Annotated in this window: 19 protein-coding genes; 15 read left to right on the top strand and 4 right to left on the bottom strand. The window is 60.3% G+C overall.

Translation table 11 applies throughout. The features are described from left to right. Positions 1 to 5: 5 nt before the first annotated feature. From P2W41_RS19495 to P2W41_RS19475, 5 genes are all read left to right on the top strand, one after another. On the top strand, positions 6 to 1,109 hold the full coding sequence (locus P2W41_RS19495) for an NAD/NADP octopine/nopaline dehydrogenase family protein (RefSeq protein WP_404935198.1): 1,104 nt from the start codon (positions 6 to 8) through the stop codon (positions 1,107 to 1,109). 89 nt (positions 1,110 to 1,198) lie between these two features. Next, on the top strand, positions 1,199 to 2,308 hold the full coding sequence (locus P2W41_RS19490; RefSeq protein WP_404935197.1) for a PotD/PotF family extracellular solute-binding protein: 1,110 nt from the start codon (positions 1,199 to 1,201) through the stop codon (positions 2,306 to 2,308). 107 nt (positions 2,309 to 2,415) lie between these two features. Then, complete coding sequence (locus P2W41_RS19485) at positions 2,416 to 3,402, top strand: ABC transporter permease (protein WP_404935196.1); 987 nt, start codon at positions 2,416 to 2,418, stop codon at positions 3,400 to 3,402. Further along, positions 3,399 to 4,184, top strand: coding sequence for an ABC transporter permease (locus P2W41_RS19480; RefSeq protein WP_404935195.1), 786 nt, complete (start codon positions 3,399 to 3,401; stop codon positions 4,182 to 4,184). Before P2W41_RS19485 ends, P2W41_RS19480 begins: the two co-directional genes overlap by 4 nt. Positions 4,185 to 4,186: 2 nt before the next feature. Further along, positions 4,187 to 5,275 (top strand): ABC transporter ATP-binding protein, encoded by a 1,089-nt coding sequence (locus P2W41_RS19475; protein ID WP_404935194.1) that lies wholly within the window; start codon positions 4,187 to 4,189, stop codon positions 5,273 to 5,275. A 30-nt stretch (positions 5,276 to 5,305) separates the two neighbouring features. Here the strand turns inward: P2W41_RS19475 and P2W41_RS19470 are convergent, their stop codons facing one another. Beyond that, positions 5,306 to 6,091 carry a DeoR/GlpR family DNA-binding transcription regulator gene (locus tag P2W41_RS19470; protein ID WP_404935193.1) on the bottom strand — a complete coding sequence of 262 codons (786 nt, stop codon included), beginning with the start codon at positions 6,089 to 6,091 and terminating at the stop codon, positions 5,306 to 5,308. 152 nt (positions 6,092 to 6,243) lie between these two features. On the opposite strand from P2W41_RS19470, the gene P2W41_RS19465 reads away from it, so the two are divergent. The 6 genes from P2W41_RS19465 to rbsK all read left to right on the top strand — a co-directional run bounded on the left by P2W41_RS19465 (position 6,244) and on the right by rbsK (position 12,953). Continuing rightward, positions 6,244 to 7,290, top strand: a complete 1,047-nt coding sequence (locus P2W41_RS19465; RefSeq protein WP_404935192.1) for an autoinducer 2 ABC transporter substrate-binding protein — start codon at positions 6,244 to 6,246, stop codon at positions 7,288 to 7,290. Positions 7,291 to 7,394: 104 nt separating this feature from the next. Next, positions 7,395 to 8,891 (top strand): sugar ABC transporter ATP-binding protein, encoded by a 1,497-nt coding sequence (locus P2W41_RS19460; protein ID WP_404935191.1) that lies wholly within the window; start codon positions 7,395 to 7,397, stop codon positions 8,889 to 8,891. A 9-nt stretch (positions 8,892 to 8,900) separates the two neighbouring features. Next, positions 8,901 to 9,878, top strand: coding sequence for an ABC transporter permease (locus P2W41_RS19455; RefSeq protein ID WP_404935190.1), 978 nt, complete (start codon positions 8,901 to 8,903; stop codon positions 9,876 to 9,878). Between the two features lie 13 nt (positions 9,879 to 9,891). Continuing rightward, complete coding sequence (locus tag P2W41_RS19450; RefSeq protein ID WP_404935189.1) at positions 9,892 to 10,902, top strand: ABC transporter permease; 1,011 nt, start codon at positions 9,892 to 9,894, stop codon at positions 10,900 to 10,902. Then, the gene (locus P2W41_RS19445; RefSeq protein WP_404935188.1) at positions 10,899 to 12,005 is read left to right on the top strand and encodes an aldose 1-epimerase family protein; all 1,107 of its coding nucleotides are present in this window, start codon (positions 10,899 to 10,901) and stop codon (positions 12,003 to 12,005) included. The genes P2W41_RS19450 and P2W41_RS19445 overlap by 4 nt, the downstream gene beginning before the upstream one ends. A gap of 3 nt (positions 12,006 to 12,008) precedes the next feature. Beyond that, entirely contained in the window at positions 12,009 to 12,953 is a 945-nt protein-coding gene (gene rbsK / locus P2W41_RS19440) for a ribokinase (RefSeq protein ID WP_404935187.1), read from the top strand. Here rbsK and P2W41_RS19435 read toward each other — a convergent pair. Next, on the bottom strand, positions 12,950 to 14,428 hold the full coding sequence (locus P2W41_RS19435) for a serine hydrolase domain-containing protein (protein ID WP_404935186.1): 1,479 nt from the start codon (positions 14,426 to 14,428) through the stop codon (positions 12,950 to 12,952). The genes rbsK and P2W41_RS19435 overlap by 4 nt on opposite strands. 116 nt (positions 14,429 to 14,544) lie before the next feature. Beyond that, positions 14,545 to 16,524, bottom strand: a complete 1,980-nt coding sequence (locus P2W41_RS19430; RefSeq protein ID WP_404935185.1) for a putative bifunctional diguanylate cyclase/phosphodiesterase — start codon at positions 16,522 to 16,524, stop codon at positions 14,545 to 14,547. A gap of 259 nt (positions 16,525 to 16,783) precedes the next feature. Between P2W41_RS19430 and P2W41_RS19425 the strand changes: the two genes are divergently transcribed. Further along, entirely contained in the window at positions 16,784 to 17,827 is a 1,044-nt protein-coding gene (locus P2W41_RS19425) for a class I SAM-dependent methyltransferase (protein WP_404935184.1), read from the top strand. Positions 17,828 to 17,857: 30 nt separating this feature from the next. Here P2W41_RS19425 and P2W41_RS19420 read toward each other — a convergent pair whose 3' ends face one another. After that, positions 17,858 to 18,643, bottom strand: coding sequence for an N-formylglutamate amidohydrolase (locus P2W41_RS19420; protein ID WP_404935183.1), 786 nt, complete (start codon positions 18,641 to 18,643; stop codon positions 17,858 to 17,860). A 131-nt stretch (positions 18,644 to 18,774) separates the two neighbouring features. Here P2W41_RS19420 and P2W41_RS19415 point away from each other — a divergent pair, with 131 nt between their 5' ends. The 3 genes from P2W41_RS19415 to P2W41_RS19405 are packed head-to-tail and all read left to right on the top strand — an operon-like array spanning position 18,775 to position 21,168. Further along, complete coding sequence (locus P2W41_RS19415; RefSeq protein ID WP_404935182.1) at positions 18,775 to 19,566, top strand: ABC transporter ATP-binding protein; 792 nt, start codon at positions 18,775 to 18,777, stop codon at positions 19,564 to 19,566. Beyond that, positions 19,559 to 20,281, top strand: a complete 723-nt coding sequence (locus P2W41_RS19410) for an ABC transporter ATP-binding protein (protein WP_404935181.1) — start codon at positions 19,559 to 19,561, stop codon at positions 20,279 to 20,281. The genes P2W41_RS19415 and P2W41_RS19410 overlap by 8 nt, the downstream gene beginning before the upstream one ends. Beyond that, positions 20,278 to 21,168 (top strand): branched-chain amino acid ABC transporter permease, encoded by an 891-nt coding sequence (locus P2W41_RS19405; RefSeq protein WP_404935180.1) that lies wholly within the window; start codon positions 20,278 to 20,280, stop codon positions 21,166 to 21,168. Before P2W41_RS19410 ends, P2W41_RS19405 begins: the two co-directional genes overlap by 4 nt. Position 21,169: the final 1 nt, after the last annotated feature.

The raw sequence follows: 21,169 nt of genomic DNA, 5'->3' as shown, positions 1-21,169 counted from the left end.
GTAACATGAAAAACAATCTGCGTGTGGGGATCGCCGGGGCCGGAGCCATCGCCTTCGGTGCCGCGGCCTTTCTCGAGCAGTCGGGCCACAGCCCGGTTCTCTGGTCGCCCTCGGGCGAACGCACAAAGAGACTGGCAGCGGGCGAGCCGCTGATTGCCACCGGTGCCGTCGAGGGAACGTTCTATCCTGGCGTTGCGCCGTCGGCCGAGGCGCTGGTGGCCGATGCAGACGTGATCCTGATCGCGCTGCCCGGCTACGGGCACAAGCACGTCTTCGATGCAATCGCACCCCATATCCGCGCCGATCAGGCGGTGATCATTTCCTCGCACGCCTCCTTCGGCGCGCTCTACCTGTCAAAGCTTCTGGCCGCGCGCGGGGTCACTGTCCCCATCGTCGCGTGGGGCACCACCGCCACCACAGGCCGCCAGCCAAGCCTCGTGGAAGCCAGCGTCAACACGGTGCGCAGCAAGATCGATCTCTGCACGGTTCCCGAAAGCCGGGCCAGCGAAGGTCTGCAGCTTTGCCAGCGCCTCTTCGGCGACCGTTTCGTGGAGCGCGACGGGCTGCTTGCCATTGCACTGAGCAATCTCAACCCGCAAAACCATATGGGCATCGCCCTTTGCAACATGACCCGCATGGAGCATGGCGAAACCTGGAGCCAGGGTTTTAACGTCACTCCCAATGTGGGGCGGCTTCTTGAAGCGCTAGACCGTGAGCGTCTGGCCATCGCTGAAGCGCTTGGCCTCTCGGTGCGCACCATTTTCGAGCATTTCCACCTGTCGTTCCATGTGCCGCAGGACACCGTCTCGGCCATGAACCAGAAAATGCATGAGGAAGGTCGCGGCGGCACCGGTCCTGCCACGGCAGACAGCCGCTACGTCACCGAGGACGTACCTTATGGCCTGCTCATGACAGTGAAACTCGGTGAGCTGACCGGGTGTGACGCCAGACTGCATCGCGCCGGCGTGGAGATATTTTCGGCCATGTACGGGCGTGATTTCTTCGCCGAGAACGCGCTTCTCAACGCACTGGCGATGGACACGATGACACTCGACGACCTGAAGACCCTGTGCCGTGAGGGCTATGGTTCACAAACGCAACCCGCATAAAAACAGGGCTACAACAGGGGCCACCAAGAGCTCCGACAGAACTATTGAGAACGCGACGAACAGACACCAACCGAAAGAGGGCTAGAACGATGACCAAATTCATCACCAACCGCAGACAGTTTATCAAGAGCAGTGCCGCCGGCGCGGCCCTTGTCGCTGCCCCCGCCTATCTCCGCTCCACCGCCGCGCGCGCCTCGGGCGTCGTCAATGTGTGGACCTACGCCAACTTCATCCCCGATGATTTCAAGGCCGAGTTCGAGAAGGACACGGGCATCGAGATCCAGATCCGCCTCGTGGACGACCAGGGCAAACAGTTCAACCTGCTCGCCGCAGAAGCGCCGAACCCGACGGCCGACATCGTCACCGTCGCCGGCCACCGTTTCCTGCAGTTCATCTCCTCCGATCTTCTGGCTCCGCTCGATACGGATCGTCTCAAGAACTGGGGCAACATCAATCCGATCTACTCGGAAAGCGACTGGGCCACGATCAACGGCAACAAATGGGGCGCGCCGATCCTGTCGGGTGCCGAAATCCTCGCCTACAACACCGAGGTTGTCAGTGAAGACGAAGTGAAGAGCTGGGATGTTCTCTTCTCGGAAAAATACGGCGGCCAGACGGCCTACACCATCCAGGACATGATGTCCGTCGTCATGCTCTACAAGGGCTATGATGGCAACATGGTTGCCTATATGGATGATCCGGAGAAGGCTGCGGAAATCGTTGCGGAAGCACGCGATTTCCTCATCGAGAAGAAGCCGCTCGTGCGCAAATATTACGACGCAGGCGCGGAAGTGCAGCAGATGTTCATCAATCAGGACATCGTCCTTGCTCACGCCTGGAACGGACCGGTCGCCAAGCTCATCACCGATGGCTTCCCGGTCGACATGACCATTCCGAAGGAAGGCACCTATGGCTTCGTTTACACGCTGAACGTCGCCAACAACGCTCCCAATTCCGACAACGCCTATGCGCTTCTCGATGCGCTGCTGGCCAACCCGGAAGTGGGCGCAGAGATGACCAAGTCGTCAGGCTTCATCTCCACCTACAAGGACGCCGATCAGTATCTCTCGGACATCGAGAAAAAGGCATCGTCCTTCACCGAGGAAGAACTCGCAGGTCTGCAGTTCTTCCGCGCCGAGGCCAACGAGATGAAATACAAGCTCGTTGACCCGGCCGTGGAGCAGATCAAGGCCGCCTGATGCACTGGCAGCCGGGTGGAGGTTCTCTACCCGGCTGCCATCATTTTCCCGAAATGCGTCCATGGGTCCCCGGATCCACGCGTTGAGAAGCACGAGCAACCGCATTCATGGCCCAAGCAGAGACCCAAAGGGCAGACCTTCAGGACCCGTCCACGCCGGCAGGCAGGATGACGTTCTGGGGCGCGCTCATGAGAAACGGCATATATCAGGCCGTCTCCACCACGCTGTTCAAGTCGCAGCGCCGCCAGTTCTGGATTCTGGCAAGCCTGCCGCTGTTCTGGATATTTTTTGCCAATCTCGGCCCCATCGTCGAGATGTTCTGGATCGGGTTTCTGGACTCCTACCCACCCAAAGTGGGCCATGAGCCGCAGTTCACGCTCGCGAACTGGGCAGCGTTCTTTCAGGACCGGGTGTTCATCGTCCCGTTCTTCCGCACGCTCGCCTTCTCCTTTATCTTCACCGCGATCACGCTGCTTATCACCTACCCGGTGGCCTATTTTCTGGCCAAGCATGTGAGCCGGAAGAACCAGCTTCTGTTCCTGCTGCTCCTGCTCATCCCGTTCTGGGTGGGCGAGATCGTGCGCACCTACGCGATCATGATCCTGCTCGGCAACAATGGCGCCGTCAATCTGGCGCTCAAGTCGCTCGGCCTCATCGATCGACCCATACCGTTCATGTATACGGGCTTCTCGCTCGGTGTCGGCATCATCTATCTGACCGCGCTTTACATGCTTCTGCCGCTCTACTCGGCGCTGGAAAAGCTGCCCGACAATTATCTCGAAGCCGCAGCCGATCTCGGTGCGGGTGCGTGGACGCGCTTCCGCCGCATCACGCTGCCGCTTTCCAAAGAAGGCATCGCGTCAGGCTGCACCCTCGTCTTCCTGATTTCCACCGGCTATTACGCTACACCGGTTCTGCTCGGCGGGCCGCGCTCGACCGTCTTTGCCGAAACCATTGCCGGCTTCTTCCACGTCGCCGGCGATCAATGGCCCATGGGCGCGGCCTTCTCCTCGATCATGCTGATTGCAACGCTCGGCGTGACCGGCCTTTTCCTCAAGCTGATGGGCCGTGACGGAAAGGGGATGATGCGATGACCCGCAACACACGCATTCTGATGTCGGTCATCTACTGGGCCTTCATTGTCTATCTCTTCGTGCCGCTCGCGCTCATGGTGACCATGGGCTTCAAGGATTCGAAGTTCATCGGCTTCCCGATCCGTTCCTGGACACTCGACTGGTACGCCACTGTCATACAGGACACTGAAGTCCTGTCGGTCTTCGGCTATTCGATGACCATCGCCATTGCGACCACGATCCTGTCCCTGATTATCGGCACATGGGTGGCCGTATTCCTTGGCCCCAACCAGTTCCGCGGCAAGGCGATCATCTTCGCGCTCGCATGTCTCCCGGCGGTCATCCCCGGCATCATTTCGGCGATCGCGCTGCGCATCTTTGCCCGCCTGATCGACCTCGAACCGGGCATGTTCGCCATCATTCTCGGCCACACGGTGCACAATGTGCCGTTCGTGGCTCTCGTTGTAATGGCCCGCCTTTCGACCCAGCCGAAAAGCCATATCGAGGCTGCGCGCGATCTCGGAGCCGACAGCATCGTCGCCTTCTTCCGCGTCACGCTGCCCTATCTGAAGCCCGCGCTTATCGGAGCCGGCATCTTCTGCATGCTCCTGTCCTTTGACGACTTTGTGCGCGCCTTCTTCCTCGGCGGCTACCAGCCGACGCTTCCGGTGCTGATCTTCGCCAAGCTGCGTTCGGGCATGTCGCCCGAGATCAACGCCATTTCCACCATCGTTCTCATCATGACCGCGATCCTCGGCCTGTGGGCCGAGCGTTCCATGCGGCGCCTGAACAAAGGTTCCTGACCATGACCGGCGAAAAGGACACCATCGTCCATATCGACAACGTCACCAAACGCTTCGGCAATGTTGTCGCCGTGGATCAACTGGACATGAAAATCATGGCCGGCGAGTTCGTCACCTTCCTCGGCCCCTCCGGCTGCGGCAAGTCGACGACCCTGCGGATGCTGGGCGGCTTCGAAAACCCCACCGAGGGCCGGATCGTGCTCGATGGCGTCGATGTGACAAGCCAGCCCCCCAACCGGCGCGACGTCAACATGGTGTTCCAGGACTATGCGCTCTTCCCGCACATGACCGTGGGCCAGAACGTGTCCTTCGGGCTCGAACTCAAGGGCAAGTCACGGCCCGAGATCGAACGCCGCATGGCGGAGTTGCTCGACTTCCTGCAGCTTTCCGGCTTCCGCGACCGCACGCCGGATCAGCTTTCCGGCGGCCAGCGTCAGCGCGTCGCGCTTGCCCGCGCGCTTGCTCCCGACCCGAAACTCCTGCTGCTCGACGAGCCACTCGGCGCGCTCGATGCCAAGCTGCGCGGTCAGGTGCAGATCGAACTGAAAGACATCCAGAAGCGCACCGGAAAAACCTTCTTCTTCGTCACCCACGACCAGGAAGAAGCGCTCACCATGTCCGACCGCATCGTTGTCATGAATGCCGGCCGGGTGGAACAGGACGGAACGCCTGAAGATCTCTATTTCCGCCCCGAAAGCCGTTTCGTTGCCGAGTTCATCGGCGAAACGAATTTGATCAACGGCACCGTGCGCGGCGTGGAGGAGAATGCTGTCATCCTGGACTGGAACGGCCTTTCCGTCCGTGGTTCGGGCCATGGTCACCGGCCCGCCGCGGGCGATAACGTCACCGCCTCGCTAAGGCTGGAAAACGTGACCTGCCACAACAAAAAGCCGGCCAATCAGAACGCCGTCGAGGGCAAGGTGATCAGCAAGCTCTTCAAGGGCAGCCGCACTTCCCTGGACATCCGCGTCGGCGAGCGCGAAGACAGCGTCATCCGCGCTTATATGGACGCCGGCAAGGCGGCTGAAATCACCGATGACCAGCTGTGGATCAGCTGGGAGCCGGAGCGGCTTACCGTTCTGCGCGACTGAATTTGTAGCGCCGCTATAAAGCGGCGCCCCTCATTCGGTTTCAGGCTGTCCGATCCACGTCTCGAACTCATCCAACTGGGCGAAAGTTGCCGGGCGCAGCTTTCCCCATTTGGATGCATCGGAGACCAGGAACCTCCGCTGCGACCGCGCCATCGCCGCACGTTTGACGGCAACTTCATGAAAGTGAAAGCAGGTCACACCTTCGCTTTCATGGATTCCGGCGGCGGAGAAGAAGCCTTTGGTGATGTTGATTTCCTGCAGCATGCCAAGCGCGGTGTCGGAGCTGAAGCTTCCGCTCTCGGGATGATAGATTCCGGCCAGCAGGATCAGGGTCACGCCATCCAGCCGTGAAACCATTTCGGCGATGTTCATGGCCTGCGTCACCACCGTGACATTCGCATTCTGCGGAAGATTGGCGGCCAGATACTGGAGGGTCGATCCACAATCCACGAAGATCGTATCTTCCGGTTCGACAAGAGCGGCGGCCCGGCGCGCCACCTGCGTTTTGGCCTGCGTGTTCGTGCCCTGTGCATGCGAAAGCGAATAGCGTTCGCCATTCTCATTAGCAGACATGATGTAGCCGCCGAGGCACAGAATGCCATTCTCGCCATCCCCCAGATCGCGCCGGATCGTTATCTCGGAGGTCTTGAGCTCCTGCGCGGCTTCGGCGATGTGCAAAATCGTGCCAGAGGCACAGAGCTTCTTGAGCGCTTGGATACGCGCCGCTCGTCCGGAAGGTCTCGCCACATGATTCTCCTGGCCATTCAGTTTGAGCGATACTCCATCGCCAGGCCACTTGTGTGCAAGTGTGGTCATCCACTTACAAGGGTTGCAGGTTATGATAGGATATGATCATATTGAAGTGAATTGATCAATATTGCGACAGGATATTGAGATAATTCATTCAATATGAGTCCCGAGCCGCAGGTTTTCCGCGCGTTCTCGGAACCGAGGAGGAGGATACGTCAATGAAAGCTCTGCTCACCGCAGCATCTATCGCCCTGTCCCTTTTGGGCACATCCGCGTTCGCTGAACAGATCGTGGATACTTCCAAGCTCAACAATGAGCTGATCGCCACGAAAGACGACAAGAAATATACAATCGCGACAGTCGTGAAAGTCGACGGCATCGCATGGTTCGACCGCATGCGCGACGGTGTCGAGCAGTTCAAGGCCGATACCGGCCACGATGTCTGGATGGTTGGCCCCAGCCAGGCTGATGCCGCCGCTCAGGTGCAGATCATCGAAAACCTGATCGCGCAGGGCGTCGACGCCATCGCGGTCGTTCCCTTCTCGGTGGAAGCCGTCGAGCCGGTGCTCAAGAAAGCGCGCGACCGCGGTATCGTCGTCATCTCGCACGAGGCCTCGAACCTTGAGAATACCGACTACGATCTCGAGGCCTTCGACAACCTCGCCTATGGCGCAAACCTGATGAAGGAACTCGGCAAGTTCACAGGCGGCAAGGGCAAATATGTCGCCACCGTCGGCTCGCTGACCTCCAAGAGCCAGATGGAGTGGGTGGACGGCGCCGTCGCCTATCAGAAAGAGCATTTCCCGGACATGGAAATGGTCGGCGACCGTCTTGAAACCTATGACGACGCAGCCACCGACTACACCAAGCTCAAAGAGGCGATGACCACCTATCCGGACATCACCGGCATCCTCGGCGCTCCGATGCCGACCTCGGCCGGCGCCGGTCGCCTGATCGCCGAAGGCGGCCTGAAGGACAAGGTTTTCTTTGCCGGCACGGGCCTCCCCTCCGTGGCGGGTGAGTATCTGGCCAATGGCGACATCCAGTACATCCAGTTCTGGGATCCCGCCGTTGCAGGCTACGCCATGAACATGCTGGCAATTGCAGCGCTCGAAGGCAAAGGTGATCAGATCAAGGCAGGCCTCAACCTTGGCCTCACCGGCTATGAATCTCTGATCACGCCGAATGAAGATCGTCCGAACCTGCTCTATGGAGCCGGCTGGGTCGGCGTCACCGCCGAGAACATGGACAAATACGACTTCTGATCCTGAAGACTGCCGGCGCACACTCGTGTGCGCCGGCACCGGATCGCATCTGGCCGTCCATCTCTGCATGGCCGGGCCGTCCCATTCAGCCTGCCGGAAAAATCATGTCCGAGTATCTGATCGAGCTGAAGAACATCAGCAAGCGCTTCGGTGGCGTTCACGCACTTGACGGTGTCTCCATGGGCATTCGGCCCGGTGAGATTCACTGCCTCGCCGGCGAGAACGGTTCCGGAAAATCCACCATCATCAAGGTCATGTCGGGCATCTACACGCCCGACGAGGGTGAAATCCTGTTTGACGGCAAACCCGTCAGCCGACTGGATCCGATCACCGCCGTACACAAGGGCGTACAGGTGATCTATCAGGATTTTTCCCTTTTCGGGAACCTGACCGTGGCCGAGAACCTCGCCCTCAACACCTACCTGCTTGAAGGGCGTGGGCGCATGGACTGGCCACGCGCCCGCAAGATGGCGCGCGAGGTGCTTGCGCGTCTTGATGTTGAGATCGATGTTGACGCCGAGGTGGAAACCCTTCCCACCTCCGGCAAGCAAATCGTCGCCATTGCCCGCGCCATTCTCGCCAGGGCCCGGCTCATCGTCATGGACGAGCCGACCACCGCGCTTACCGGGCACGAGGTCGATGCGCTCTTCGCCATCGTTCGCGATTTGCAGGCGCAGGGCATCGCCGTTCTGTTCGTCAGCCACAAGATGCGGGAGATGCTGGAAATCTCGGAACGCCTGACCGTGTTCCGAAACGGAAAGAAGGTCGCCGAAGGCGCGATGAGCGACTTCGACGAACCCGCAATCACCCATGCCATGACCGGGCTCGAGCTCGACGACGAGCCCTACGCACCCGACATTGCACCAGACACGCCACCGGCCCTGGAGGTCGAGAGCCTGAGCGTGCCGGGAAGCGTCGACAATGTCAGCCTTTCGCTGCGTCCGGGCGAGATCGTCGGTGTTTCGGGGCTGATCGGCTCCGGCCGAACCGAGCTCGCCCAGGCGCTCTTCGGCATGGAGAACGCCACAGCCAGATCCTTCCGCATCGCCGGACAGGATGCCTTCCCCCATTCGGTGCAGGAGGCCATTGCGCTTGGCATTGCCTATGTGCCCGAAGACCGGTTGAGCGAAGGTCTCTTTCTCACCCAGTCCATCGAACGCAACATGGTGGTGAGCATTCTCGACCGTCTGCGGCGCGGCCTCTTTCTGGACCGCGATGCCATGCGCCAAAAGACCGAGGATATGTTTGCCTCCATGCAGATCGCCGCTCCGTCGCCGGAAACGGCTGTCGGCAATCTTTCCGGCGGCAATGCACAACGCGTCATGCTCGGGCGCTGGCTCCTGACGGGAGCAAAAGTGCTCATTCTCAATGGCCCGACCGTGGGCGTCGATGTCGGTTCCAAAGCCAAGATCCACCACATCATCCGCGACCTTGCCCGCAAGGAGGGCGTCGCCGTGCTGATGATCTCGGACGACGTGCCGGAACTGACCGGAAACTGCAACCGCATCCATGTCATGCATGACGGCCGTTTCGTGGCCGAATTCGCCGGTGCCGACATGACCGAAGATGCGATCAACGACAGCCTCAAGGCATTGAAGTAAGGCGGTGAGATGAAAAGGTTCCAATCCACCGAGGCCGTGATTGCCCTCGTCCTGCTGGCGGTGATGGTTCTGATCGGCCTCGTCAATCCGGCCTTCTGGGGGGTCGCCAATCTCTTCAGCCTGGCCAAGGCCAACGTCGTGATCGGCATCATGGCGCTCGGCGTCCTGCTGATCATGATTTCGGGTGGCATCGACGTGTCGTTCCCCGCCATTTCCGCCGCCGCGCTCTACATCACGGTGCGCACCATGGTGGCGCTCGACTATGACGGCGTGCTTCTGCCCTTCATCGCAGCCTCGGTGATCGGCGTTCTGCTCGGCGCATTCAACGCCTTCATCATCGACCGCTTCAAAATGATCCCGCTGATAGTCACGCTCGGCACCGCCTCGATCATACGTGGCCTCGTGCTGGGTCTTCTGGGCACGTCCATCGTCAACATCAACAAGATGCCCGATGCGCTGATCGCATTCGGCAAACAGGATCTGGCGTCCGTGACGGCGCAGAACGGCGCGACGGTCGGTCTGACCGCGATGATCCTCGTCTATCTGGCCATTGCGCTCGTGATCCACATCATCCTTCGCCACACGATGACCGGCCGTTCCGTCTATGCCTATGGTGGCGACCCGGAATCGGCCCGCCGTGCCGGCGTGAACACCCGCCGCACGATCTTCTTCGTCTACTGCACCGCAGGGCTCCTGGCGGGCTTTGCCGGCCTCCTCCACAGTTCCATGATCTGGCAGGCGAACCCGCGCGACTTCATCGGCCTGGAGCTCGATGTCATCGCAGCCGTGGTGCTCGGCGGCGCTTCGATCTTCGGCGGGCGCGGATCGGTGCTGGGCACCATGATCGGCGTGTTCACGCTGGTCATGGTCAAGAATTCGCTGATCCTGATGAAGGTGGACACCACTTGGCAGCGGGTTGTCGTTGGCCTGATCATCATTGCAGCGACGGCGATCACCGCGTGGCGCGACCGCAAGAAACTGGCCTGAGGGGGAGCACAAGATGAGCGCTAAAGCCGAAGAAAAATCCCTCGTTCGCCGCCTGCTTGGCAGCGATGCCTCCATCGCGCAGCTCGCCGTGATCACGGTGGTCATCTTTGTCCTGATGGCGGCGATGAACCCCGACAAGTTCCTGCGTTACTACAATTTCGAGTCCATCACCTACATCATGCCGGAGCTCGGCATCCTGTGCATCGCGATGATGGTCGCCATGCTCACAGGCGGCATCGACCTCTCCATCGTGGCGATTGCCAATCTGGCAGCCATCACGGCGGGTGTCTATTTCCGCCATCCCATGGTTGCCGAGGCGCTCGATGCGGGTGGTCTCGGCCTTGTCCTGCACACCGCGATGGGGGTGATGATCGCACTTCTTGTCGGCCTGGCGGCAGGCCTGGTTAACGGGCTTCTGATATCGCGCCTGCGCATCATTCCCATTCTGGCGACACTCGGCACAGGTCAGGTCTTCGCGGGTCTGGCGCTCGTCTTGACCGGCGGTCCGGCCATTGTCGGCTACCCGCAGACCTGGAACTGGATCGGCACGGGGAAGCTGCTCGGTGTTGCGGCCCCGTTCTGGGTGTTGATCCTCGTCGCCCTGGTGGTCGCCATTCTGCTTCGCCGCACACATCTCGGCGTGAACCTGATGCTCATCGGCACCAATGCACGCGCCGCCGTCTTCGCCGGTATCCGCAGTTCACGCATGATCCTCTACAGCTATGCCCTGACGGGCGTCATGGCCGCCATTGCCGGCATCCTCCTGTCCGGGCGCACCAATTCGGCCAAGGCCGATTTCGGCGCCTCCTATCTGTTGCAGGCAGTGCTGATCGCCGTTCTCGGCGGCACCAATCCGGCCGGGGGCAAGGGCCGCGTCGTTGGTGTCCTGCTGGCACTCGTCGCACTCATGTTCCTGTCTTCCGGCATGCAGATGATGCGGGCATCCAACTTCATGATCGATGCGGTCTGGGGCGCTTTCCTGGTGCTGGTGATCGCCATCAACTATCTGAGGTCCGGCAAATGAGCGCTTCCGAAAACGACACCGTTGTCCATCTGTCACCGGATCTGTTTCCGGACCGCGGCGAACGCGTTCTGGCAACCCATGGCGCCTTCACCGTCACGGCCTTCCGCTTCCCCTCATCCGTTGAGGGCTTGCGCATTGAAAACGCACGCGGACAGGTGACCGTTCTGCCCTATCTCGGCCAGATGGTCTGGGATGCCGTGTTCGATGGACGGCGTCTCACCATGGGCAATGTCTTTCCCTACCCGCGGCGCGGTTCTTCCATCCTCGAAACCTATGGTGCTTTCGCGTACCACGCCGGCGTTCTCCGCAACGGAACCCCCGGCCCGACGGATGACCATCCCCTGCACGGAGAAATGCCGGTTGCAGCCATGGACAGCGCCCAAATTCGTTTTGGAGAAGACGATCGGGGTGTCTTTGCCGAAGTCGGTGGTCATGTGGAACATGTCATGGGGTTCGGGCCGCATTACGTCGCCCGGCCCTGTGTGCGCCTGCATGCGGAAAGCGGCCTGATCCATGTGGAGATGGCGGTCAAGAATCTGTCGGCGCACCCGATGGAGCTCATGTACATGCTGCATGCCAATTTCGACTTCATCGCCGGCGCAGAAATCCACCAGCCAACCGGTTTTTCTCCGGATTCCACCGTTGTCCGCAAGGCAATCCCCGGGCACGTGACGCCATCGCCGGCCTTCAAGGCTCTCTTGGAAGATCTCGCTGTCAATCCCGCGCGCATGCGCAGGCTGGATGAGCCCGAGCTCTACAGCCCGGAACAGGTTTTCTATCTACGCGATCTCGGCCGCGATCACACAGGCCGCACACGGCTCGTCATGGAATTGCCCGAGGGCGACGGCTTTTCCGTCAGCTACGACCCGGCAGATTTTCCTCACTGCGTCCGCTGGATCCTGAACGATGGCGATGCGCAGGTTGCGGCCTTCGCCCTGCCTTCCACCTGCGAGCCCGAGGGCTACACCGCAGAGAAGGCCAAGGGGCATGTCCGCATGCTTTCGCCCGGCGAGACCGCGCGCTTCCCCGTTACCCTCGGCTATCTGAGCGCGCAGGAAGCACCTGCCGCGATCTCGGATGTCAACGATATGAGCAAGGACTGACCCATGGCTTCACCCGAAAAGGCCGGACGCATCGCCGTTGTCGGCTCCAACATGGTTGATCTGATCACCTATATCGACCGGATGCCCGAGCCGGGCGAAACGCTGGAAGCGCCCAGCTTCGAGAGCGGCTGCGGAGGCAAGGGCGCCAACCAGGCGGTTGCGGCCGCGAAACTCGGCTCTGCCGTCAGCATGATCACCAAAGTGGGCGATGACCTTTTCGGCGACAACACGATCCGCAACTTCTCCGACCACGGCATCGACACCCGCCATGTCGCCAAAGTGGCTGGAAAGTCGTCCGGCGTTGCACCCATCTTCGTGGAAGAGTCCGGAGAAAACTCGATCCTGATCGTCAAGGGTGCGAATGCGGATCTCCTGCCCGCCGATGTCGATGCCGCCGAGGGCACTCTGCGTGAAGCGGACCTGATCCTCATGCAGCTCGAGATTCCGCTCGAGACCATCTACCACACCGTGCGCCGTGCCACCGAATGGGGTGTGCCGACCATCCTCAATCCGGCCCCGGCCACGAAAGAGCTGAGCGTCGCCGATCTCAAAAGCCTCGGATTCCTCGTGCCTAATGAGAGCGAGCTTTCTCTTCTTTCAGGCATGCCGACCGGCACCGAAGATGAAATCCTTGCCGCTGCCCGCCGCCTCATCGAAAAAGGCATCGGCACGATCGTTGTCACGCTCGGTGCGCGTGGCGCGCGTCTTGTAACCGCCGACCGTTTCGCTTCCATCGAGCCCGTTCGCGTAACCCCGGTAGACACGACCGGTGCGGGTGATGCCTTCATCGGCTCCTTCGCACATTTCCTCGCAACGACGGGAGACACGGAAGAGGCGCTCAATCGCGCGGCGCGCTACGCGGCCTATTCTGTAGGCCGCCGCGGCACACAGAAATCCTATGCTTCAGCAGCCGAGTTCGAGAGGTTCTGCAAGGAGGTTGCCAGCTAAAGCCGCCAGTATTCCATCCCCCGCGCCCTTGCGAGCGACAGCCTCAGCCGGCCCTCCGAAAGACGCTCAAGGCAGATGCGCCGACCATTGGCAGCAAACAGCCATCGTCCATTCCCAAGCGGGCTCATCGGTGCTGCGCTTCTGCGCGGTCCCGCACCCCAGTTGAGCATCCGCCCCTCGATCTGAAGAAACGCACCATCGCAAATCCAGTCGCCGTCAAGACCGGGCATCGCCGCGTCGTCCTTCGCGGGCAACAACCTGACTGGACGGTGAAAGAGCTCTCCGGTCAGTGCACCATCCTCATACCGCAGGCGCATGCGCGATTGAGCCGCATTGGAGACGAACCAGCCGTTATCGCCCTCAAACAGCTTTTCCTCCGCGTCGCGGACGACGATCGAGCCTGGCCTCACCTCGGCCCATAGCGCACCCTGCTCAGCCACATACAGACCCGGAGGAGCCCATTCCCCGGCAGGCTTCGGCATGGTGCCCGGCGCAACCCCGCAAAGCCCCGCCCATACATGGGCAACCAGCCCGGTGGCGTCAGCATCATCTCGGTTGGCGAGCGCCACGAGCGCAGTTCCATCCGCGGGGTCACAAAGAAAACCCGCGCGATAACCCGCCTGGGCCCCGCCATGGCCCGGCACCGCCATACCGCCAATTCGTGCCAGGCTTATTCCAAGCCCGTAGCCCGTTGCCTCTCCCGAGCCGAGCGGCAGCGGTCGTGCAATCCGGTCGAAGATCGTGCGCGGCATCAGATCACCGAGCCAGCGTGCGAGGTCCATGGCCGATCCGGAAAGCGAGCCGGCAGCCGATAAATGCATGCCCTGAAAACCCTCTGACCATCCATCGGTCTCAGGCACATGCCCGTGCACCAGACCCGGTACCGGATCAGTCCAGTATTCCGAAGCCCGCATGCCGGTCCCGAGCCGCTTTGCATGGGCCGCAACCATCTCGGAGAAAACAAAGCCCCGGCGTGCCATTGCCACTTCCAACAGGCGATAGCCGCCATTCGAATAGGCGACTTCTGTGCCCGGCACCGCATTGAGCCAGTCGCACCCGGCCATCCATCGATACAGCGCGTCCGCCTCGGTGCGTTCATGGGTTCCCACACCGAGCAGGGTCAGGCACTCGCGCGGATCCGGCAACCCGCCCTGCATGGCCAGCGCCTGGCCGACCGTCACCGCCGCAGGCGCGGTGGCCAGCTCGGGAAGTGCCTCGCCCAAGGGCATCTCGAGAGCGAAGGTCTTCGATTCCAGAAGACAGGTGGCAAATACGTGCTTTGTGATGGAAGCCCAGCGAAACACCGTATCCGCACCGATGGGGCCAAGCCCTGCCCCGCAATGCCCGGCGGCTGCGATCAGTTTCGGCGCGCCGTTCTGCATTCCGAGGACCACCCCTCCCGGCTCGTTGCTCGACCAGGCGCCGAGCCATTCATGCGCAACCGCTTCGGCAGCCGGCCAGTCGCGTTTCGCCATTCCCCGCTCCCATCCACCGATACAATCCGGCACAAGGTCATTGCCGGGCGGTGCCGTGTTCAAGTTTCCATGTCAATGAAGATTGTGGTTTGCCGGCGCGCGATGACCGCCGCCCCTCAGGCAACTTCGGACTTCTGATCCCCAATGATCTCACTCACAGGCTGGGGCCGGCCAATCAGATAGCCTTGGGCGAAATCGACACCGAGTTCCTCGAGCAGTCTCTTCTGTTCCAGCGTTTCCACGCCTTCGACGAGAACGGTTCGGCCAAGGCTTCGCAGAAGCTGAATCATCCCCGTAAGCATCCGGACATCGCGTAGGTGTTGGCCTTCCGGCAGAAAACTGCGGTCGATCTTGACGATATCCAGTTCAAAACGGCGTAGACAATCGATACCGGCGTAACCGGTACCGAAATCATCAAGCCATATCTGCACTCCGAGACTTCGAAGCTGCTCGACCGTCTGTGCAGCCTGTGACTGCCCCAGAATGTCACCTCTCTCGGAAAGTTCCAGCGCAAACTGCCCCGGCGCCAGCCCGTGACGGGCGAGCATCTCGGCGACGCGAAGCGCAAAGCCGGGAGTCTTGAGCTGAACGGCGGAGATATTGACAGCAATAACGCCATCAAGCTTGTAGCGCGCCACATCTGCACAGGCCTGCTCGAAGACCCATGCCCCCAGCTCGACAATCGCCCCGTTCTGCTCCGCTACCGGTATGAAAATGTCGGGCTTCACCAGGCGCCCATTGCTGCCCTTCAGCCGCATCAGGGTCTCGTAGCCGATGATTTCCTCCGTTCCGAGCTGTATGATCGGCTGGTAGACGACCGAGATGCACTGTCTCTCGATGGCATGCGCCAGCAGACCAGCCAGACTCTCGCTTGAATGGTCGGCATCAATGATCTGCGGATCGTAGATGGTCACCCGGGAACGGCCGGTAAATTTCGAGATGTAGAGTGCGCGGTCTGCTTCCTGCAGGACGTCCTGCAGCTCGCTGCCGCCACTGGGCGATGTCTGAGACGCGCCGGCGCTGATCGTTACAATCTCAACACCGTCACCCCTGTCCGGATGATGGATCTCGAGGTTTTCGACCACACGACAGAATTCTTCTGCCAGATTGCGCAACTCATCCGGCTCGGAGACCTTGCTCAGCACCAGGAATTCCTCACCGCCATAACGCCCCACGATGGAACCGTTGGCCTCTGCCGTCTCCTCGAGCGTCTGCGCCACCCTTATCAGGCAATCGTCGCCAGCCTGGTGCCCGAGCCGGTCGTTGAACTTCTTGAAGTGATCCACGTCGATGAGCACCACACCAATCTCGTCCTCTTCTCCGGCGCATGCTTCGTAGAGTTCGGAGAAGGCGCTTGTGATCGCACGGCGGTTGCGAAGACCAGTCAACGGATCCGTATTGGCAATTCTGTGTAGTTCATCACCCTTCTTGGTCGCGGCATGAGCCTGCGATTTGGCCTGAAGAGCCTCCAGAAACGTCCAGTACCGCTCCACGCCCAATCGCCAAGAAAGATAAAGGGAAAAGACAAGGCAATTGATGAAGAGTGCCGCGATCACGAGGCGGGCGGTGAAGTCGATCTCGAGCACGAGCAAGGTCGCCGCCACGAAGACAGCGGCGATGATCGTCGACGAGATAGCCGACAAAATGAAGCGGAAGTTAAAGAACAGATTGGCGCCAAGCACGAATACGATGCCGAAAACGATAAAATGCGAAAGTGCCTGCTGATGCGCCGTGACAAGCGCAAGAAGCAACCAGCCCACCGCTCCGGTGACTATGGCTGCGGCGGCGACAAGATGCATGGCCGCAAGTGAAGCGCCACGACGGATCCCGAACTCTATAACCGCCAGGAATGAAATGCCGATAGCGCATCGCGCAAACACCAACTGCCCTGCGATGTCGGGGAAAAGAATCCAGTCGAAAACGCCATAAGCCATGTAACTGAGCACGGCAGCCCACATGCCCCAACGAACCACCAGACGCTGCTGAGCAGCGTCGTGCTGGAACAGCAATCGCATCAGTTTGGGATCTACCAGTCCCGAACGAGGGCTCGAAAGCGCTTCCATAAGCTTTCGTGCAATATCCGCAGATAGTTGCATCGTGACCTTCCTTTGCAACATATCCTTATTACACGGCAAACGGTTAGGATGTCTTAACTCGGCATTCTGGGCCCTGGCCAGCGGCTGGAAACGCCATTTTACATTAACAATACGTAAATGACCCGCCCGATTGCGGCCTCACTTGCCGGCTTATCAAAGCAATCCTGACCCGTATAAGTTTTAGTCCAAATTGATTAAATTCTTTCGCATCCGACCCGGTGCGGGTATAGTGACCGTGACCAGCCAAGGGGACGAACAAGTGGCACAAGCCTCTCATTTGAAGCTTGACGAGCAGAGTCTGATTACATCTCGGCTCATCAAGAAGCACGCGACAACGTCTGATGTTGCCGATTCCGCAGAGCTGAAAGAGAAGGTTGCCCAGTTAGCCCTGATTCTGGATCTGGCGCGGCAGGGATTCGAATCGGCGACGCCGGCAGGAGAGATCGTCGACCGGCTCGCCGGCCGACTGCACGAGCTGCGCAACCAGGCGTCGCCTGCCGTATGGCAGCAGCTCATTCCCCTGGCGCAGGATCACCCTGTTTCCGAGTTTTTGAAACAGGATCCCTTTACGCGCTGGTCCTTCGAAAAGCCGCGCGGCTATTCCGGCGATGCCAGCCTGCTCGACATCTATTACAAGCATTCCAGCGCCGACGGGATCGTGGCATCCTCAACGGAACTCGGTCGCGAAATCTACGCTTATACAAGCGAAGCGGCGAGCTCGGTGGCCGGCCGTGAAAGACGCGATATTCTCGCGCGCACCGTGGATGCTACTGCGGAGCGTGTCGAGAACGCGGAGGTTCTGGCCATAGCCTGCGGCCATCTCCGCGAAGCGGAATTGTCCAAAGCCCTGGCCGGGAAAAAACTGAAACGCTGGATCGGGCTCGATCAGGATCCGATCAGTGTCGGAACGGTCAACCGGGACTTGGCCGGAACCGGGATCGAAGCCATCGATGGTTCGGTGAAAGGCATTCTTCGCCGCGCCTACAAGCTCGGCACGTTCGATCTTGTCTATGCCTCGGGGCTCTACGATTATCTTCCACGTGCCGTAGCCATCCGTCTCACTCAACGCGCCATGGAGCTGGTCAAACCGGGCGGCGAATTCCTGTTCGCCAACTTCAGCGACGAGATCACGACCGATGGATACATGGAAACCTTCATGGACTGGCCGTTGATCCTGCGCGCGGACAAGGACATGCAGGACATAATCGACCGCGCGATCGACAGGAATCATGCCGAATCCGAGGTCTTTTACGGCAGCAATCGCAACATCGTTTACGGCGTCATCCGCAAACACGCGGACTGAACGGCAGTCTCATTTCATGGCATGAGGGGGTCAGAGCAGCGGCTCGGACGCAACCAGGCCTCTGGCAATGAGATCGGCCCAGTCGGCTGCTTCTTCCTCCGACCCGATGAGATCGTTGCGGATCTCGATCTCGACGCAGGGTAGGCCGCGCCTTTCGCCATGGACTGGCACGGCATAGTCCGTGGCATCACTCACGGCATAGGGCTGGTTGCTCCCCACGCACAGATCCGTGTTCCTGCGAAACCAGTCGAGCATCGCGGGCGAAAGCGTCTTGTCCCGGTTAAACAGAATGCCGATTTCCCACGGTCGGCTCTTGCCCAGAAACACAGGCGTGAACGAGTGGATCGTCACAAGCCTTGTCTTGCGCCCCTCCTGTTGCCGCCGGTCCAGCGCCTGCGATACGGCATTGTGGAACGGCCAGAAAATCTCTTCTGCCCGCATTCTGCGCTCGTCGGGCGAAAGGTTTCTGTTTGCCGGGACCACCGTGCCTTCGCTCGTTTCAGGCGTGAAGGTCTCCGCATCGGGTTGCCGGTTGCAGTCGCAGACGAGGCGCGAATAGCGTTGCGTGTAAAGCGGCGCACCCAGAAGGTCCGATAGCTTTCTCGCGACCGAAAGCGCACCGATATCCCAGGCGATGTGACGACTGAGATCGCTTTCGGAAAGCCCCATTGTGCCGAGGTTTTCAGGGATCCTCCGCCCCGCATGCTCACAGATAATGAAGTAGTCTGATGCCGCGCCTTCATTGAAGGTTTCGAGGGGATGCGGCTCATGCGCCTTCAGGACCCCATGGAGCGCGGTTTCATTCAGATCAGACACGCAGATGCCTCCCAAGAGATTTGTATGAAATCGTACAAATCCATTTGTTTCATTGCAAGATGTATCTTTTTGTTGACGCTGGTCCCGCAGCCGCCATATCGTTGGGCCAACAACAGGGGAGCAGATTTGCCGTGAGTGACACGCCGGTTATCGAGGCCTCGGGCCTTGCGAAACGGTTTGGCGGGCTCTTGGCCGTCGATGGATATGATTTGCGGCTCGACAGGGGCGATCTTGTCGGGCTGATCGGGCCCAACGGAGCGGGCAAGACTACGGCCTTCAATCTTCTGACCGGTGTGCTCAAACCGTCAGCCGGCAGCATTTCCGTATCTGGAAAGGACATGACCGGGCAGCCGCCTCACCTGATGGCCCGCGCCGGGCTCGCGCGAACGTTTCAGAACATTCGTCTGTTCGAAGATCTGAGCGTGCTCGAGAATGTCATGTGCGGCGGTCACATGCGTCATTCTGCGAGCACCCTTGCGACGATGTTTCAGCTACCGTCTTTCTGGCGCTCGGAAGAGACGTTGCGTCAGAGGAGCCGCGACATCGTCGATCGGATCGGCCTGAGTGCCTTCGCGCAGCAACGCGCGGGCGATCTTTCGTACGGCGATCAGCGTCGGGTCGAAATCGGACGCGCGCTTGCCGGCGAGCCTGCTGCACTGCTCCTCGATGAGCCCGCTGCAGGCCTGAACCCCTCCGAAACGGGTGATCTCGTTTCCTTTATTCGCCAGGTCAATGAGGAGTTCGGGATCGCCGTTCTGGTCGTCGAGCACGACATGCATCTGGTAATGGGGCTGTGCGACCGAATTCAGGTGCTAAACCGCGGCAAGCTCATAGCGGAAGGCTCCCCCCAGCAGGTGCAGAAGGATCCGGCGGTCATCGAGGCCTATCTCGGCACCGGACGCAAGGAGAAGACCCATGCTTGAGGTACGCGATCTCAATGTCTATCGCGGTGCGACCCATGTGCTGAAAGGTGTGTCCTTCGATGTGCGGCAGGGGCAGCTTGCGGCCCTGATCGGCGCCAACGGCGCCGGAAAATCGACCACCCTTCTCACGCTCTCGGGTCTTTTGCGCCCGCGTTCGGGCAGCGCTTTGCTGCACACCGAAGGCGAGACGCTGGATCTCACCCGGCTTTCATCGGAGAAGATCGTGCGGGCCGGCCTGATCCACTGCCCGGAAGGACGACAGATTTTTCAGTCGCTCAGCGTCGCCGAGAACCTCGACATGGGTGCCTACACGCAGCGTGACCGCGCGGAGGTGCGCCGCACGATGGAGGAGGTGCACACGCTGTTTCCGGTTCTGGCGGAACGGGCCAGTGTCGCAGCCGGATCACTTTCCGGCGGCGAGCAGATGATGGTGGCCATTGGCAGGGCGCTTCTTGCCAAGCCAAAGATGCTGTTGCTCGATGAGCCATCCCTCGGCCTCGCGCCGCTGGTTGTCGAGACGATTTTCGACGTGATCCAACGGTTGAAATCAACCGGCGTCACCATCCTCCTGATCGAACAGAATGCAGCCATGGCGCTGGAGATTGCCGACAGCGCCTATGTGATGGAAAACGGAAACATCGTCTTGTCGGGAACTGGTAAAGAACTCGCCAGCAATGACCGTGTGCGCCAGTCTTACCTGGGAGTGGCTGCATGAGCCAGTATCTGTTTCAGCAATTGATCAACGGTCTGGCGCTTGGCAGCCTCTATGCCCTTGTCGCCATCGGCTTTTCGATGATCTATGGCATCGTCCGGCTGATCAATTTCGCCCATGGCGATCTTGTCATGATCGGTGCGTTCTCCACTCTTGCTCTCGTGACCGCCGGCGTGCCCTGGCCGCTGATCCTGGTTTTCGTTCTGGCCATCGGTGCCATCGCCGGCATGACCATTGAAACCATCGTCTTCCGCCCGATACGCGGGGCCAGTCAGGTGACAGGGTTTATCGCGACGCTGGCGGTTTCGATCGCCATACAAAACAGCGCGCTGATGATCCTCTCGGGGCAACCGCGCAATTTTCTCTTTCCCGCCTTCATGCGCCAGCGCGTGGGATTCGGCGGCGTGAACGCATCCCTGACGGACATCGCCATCATCGTTCTGACGCTCCTCCTGATCGGCGGGCTTTTCCTCGTGGTCTACCGAACGCGGCTCGGGACCGCCATGCGCGCAACGGCGGAGAACCTGACCGCGGCCCGTCTGATGGGGGTGGCGGTGAATCGCACCATCCTTGCAGCCTTCGCCATTGGCAGCGCCCTTGCCGCTGTTTCGGGCCTCTTCTGGGGCGGCAAATTCGGGCAGATCGATCCGCTGCTGGGCTTCGTGCCTGGCCTCAAAGCTTTTGTCGCCTGCGTGATCGGCGGTGTCGGTTCAATCGGGGGAGCAATGCTGGGCGGGTATATTCTCGGCCTTGCGGAAGTCTTGTTCGTCGGCCTTCTGCCGCAGGAATTCTCCGGCTATCGGGATACATTCGTCTTCCTGCTGTTGATCGTGATCCTGCTTATCCGGCCCTCCGGCCTGTTCGTTCGCCAGACCGAGGAGCGCGCCTGAC

Origin of the sequence: Nitratireductor sp. L15S-10 (genome assembly GCF_045011005.1) — a bacterium.
In the GTDB taxonomy this organism is placed as follows: domain Bacteria; phylum Pseudomonadota; class Alphaproteobacteria; order Rhizobiales; family Rhizobiaceae; genus Nitratireductor.
The sequence above is the reverse complement of the archived record's forward strand: the minus strand, read 5'-3'. Positions and strand labels throughout refer to the sequence as shown.

What these genes read in the sequence shown, in the direction of transcription:
- P2W41_RS19475 (WP_404935194.1), top strand. Translation starts at nt 4,187, where the DNA reads ATGACCGGCGAAAAGGACACCATCGTCCATATCGACAACGTCACCAAA.
- P2W41_RS19410 (WP_404935181.1), top strand. Translation starts at nt 19,559, where the DNA reads ATGCTTGAGGTACGCGATCTCAATGTCTATCGCGGTGCGACCCATGTG.
- P2W41_RS19470 (WP_404935193.1), bottom strand. Translation starts at nt 6,091, where the DNA reads ATGACCACACTTGCACACAAGTGGCCTGGCGATGGAGTATCGCTCAAA.
- P2W41_RS19405 (WP_404935180.1), top strand. Translation starts at nt 20,278, where the DNA reads ATGAGCCAGTATCTGTTTCAGCAATTGATCAACGGTCTGGCGCTTGGC.
- P2W41_RS19490 (WP_404935197.1), top strand. Translation starts at nt 1,199, where the DNA reads ATGACCAAATTCATCACCAACCGCAGACAGTTTATCAAGAGCAGTGCC.
- P2W41_RS19445 (WP_404935188.1), top strand. Translation starts at nt 10,899, where the DNA reads ATGAGCGCTTCCGAAAACGACACCGTTGTCCATCTGTCACCGGATCTG.
- P2W41_RS19480 (WP_404935195.1), top strand. Translation starts at nt 3,399, where the DNA reads ATGACCCGCAACACACGCATTCTGATGTCGGTCATCTACTGGGCCTTC.
- P2W41_RS19460 (WP_404935191.1), top strand. Translation starts at nt 7,395, where the DNA reads ATGTCCGAGTATCTGATCGAGCTGAAGAACATCAGCAAGCGCTTCGGT.
- P2W41_RS19495 (WP_404935198.1), top strand. Translation starts at nt 6, where the DNA reads ATGAAAAACAATCTGCGTGTGGGGATCGCCGGGGCCGGAGCCATCGCC.
- P2W41_RS19455 (WP_404935190.1), top strand. Translation starts at nt 8,901, where the DNA reads ATGAAAAGGTTCCAATCCACCGAGGCCGTGATTGCCCTCGTCCTGCTG.
- P2W41_RS19430 (WP_404935185.1), bottom strand. Translation starts at nt 16,524, where the DNA reads ATGCAACTATCTGCGGATATTGCACGAAAGCTTATGGAAGCGCTTTCG.
- P2W41_RS19465 (WP_404935192.1), top strand. Translation starts at nt 6,244, where the DNA reads ATGAAAGCTCTGCTCACCGCAGCATCTATCGCCCTGTCCCTTTTGGGC.
- P2W41_RS19435 (WP_404935186.1), bottom strand. Translation starts at nt 14,428, where the DNA reads ATGGCGAAACGCGACTGGCCGGCTGCCGAAGCGGTTGCGCATGAATGG.
- P2W41_RS19485 (WP_404935196.1), top strand. Translation starts at nt 2,416, where the DNA reads ATGGCCCAAGCAGAGACCCAAAGGGCAGACCTTCAGGACCCGTCCACG.
- rbsK (WP_404935187.1), top strand. Translation starts at nt 12,009, where the DNA reads ATGGCTTCACCCGAAAAGGCCGGACGCATCGCCGTTGTCGGCTCCAAC.
- P2W41_RS19450 (WP_404935189.1), top strand. Translation starts at nt 9,892, where the DNA reads ATGAGCGCTAAAGCCGAAGAAAAATCCCTCGTTCGCCGCCTGCTTGGC.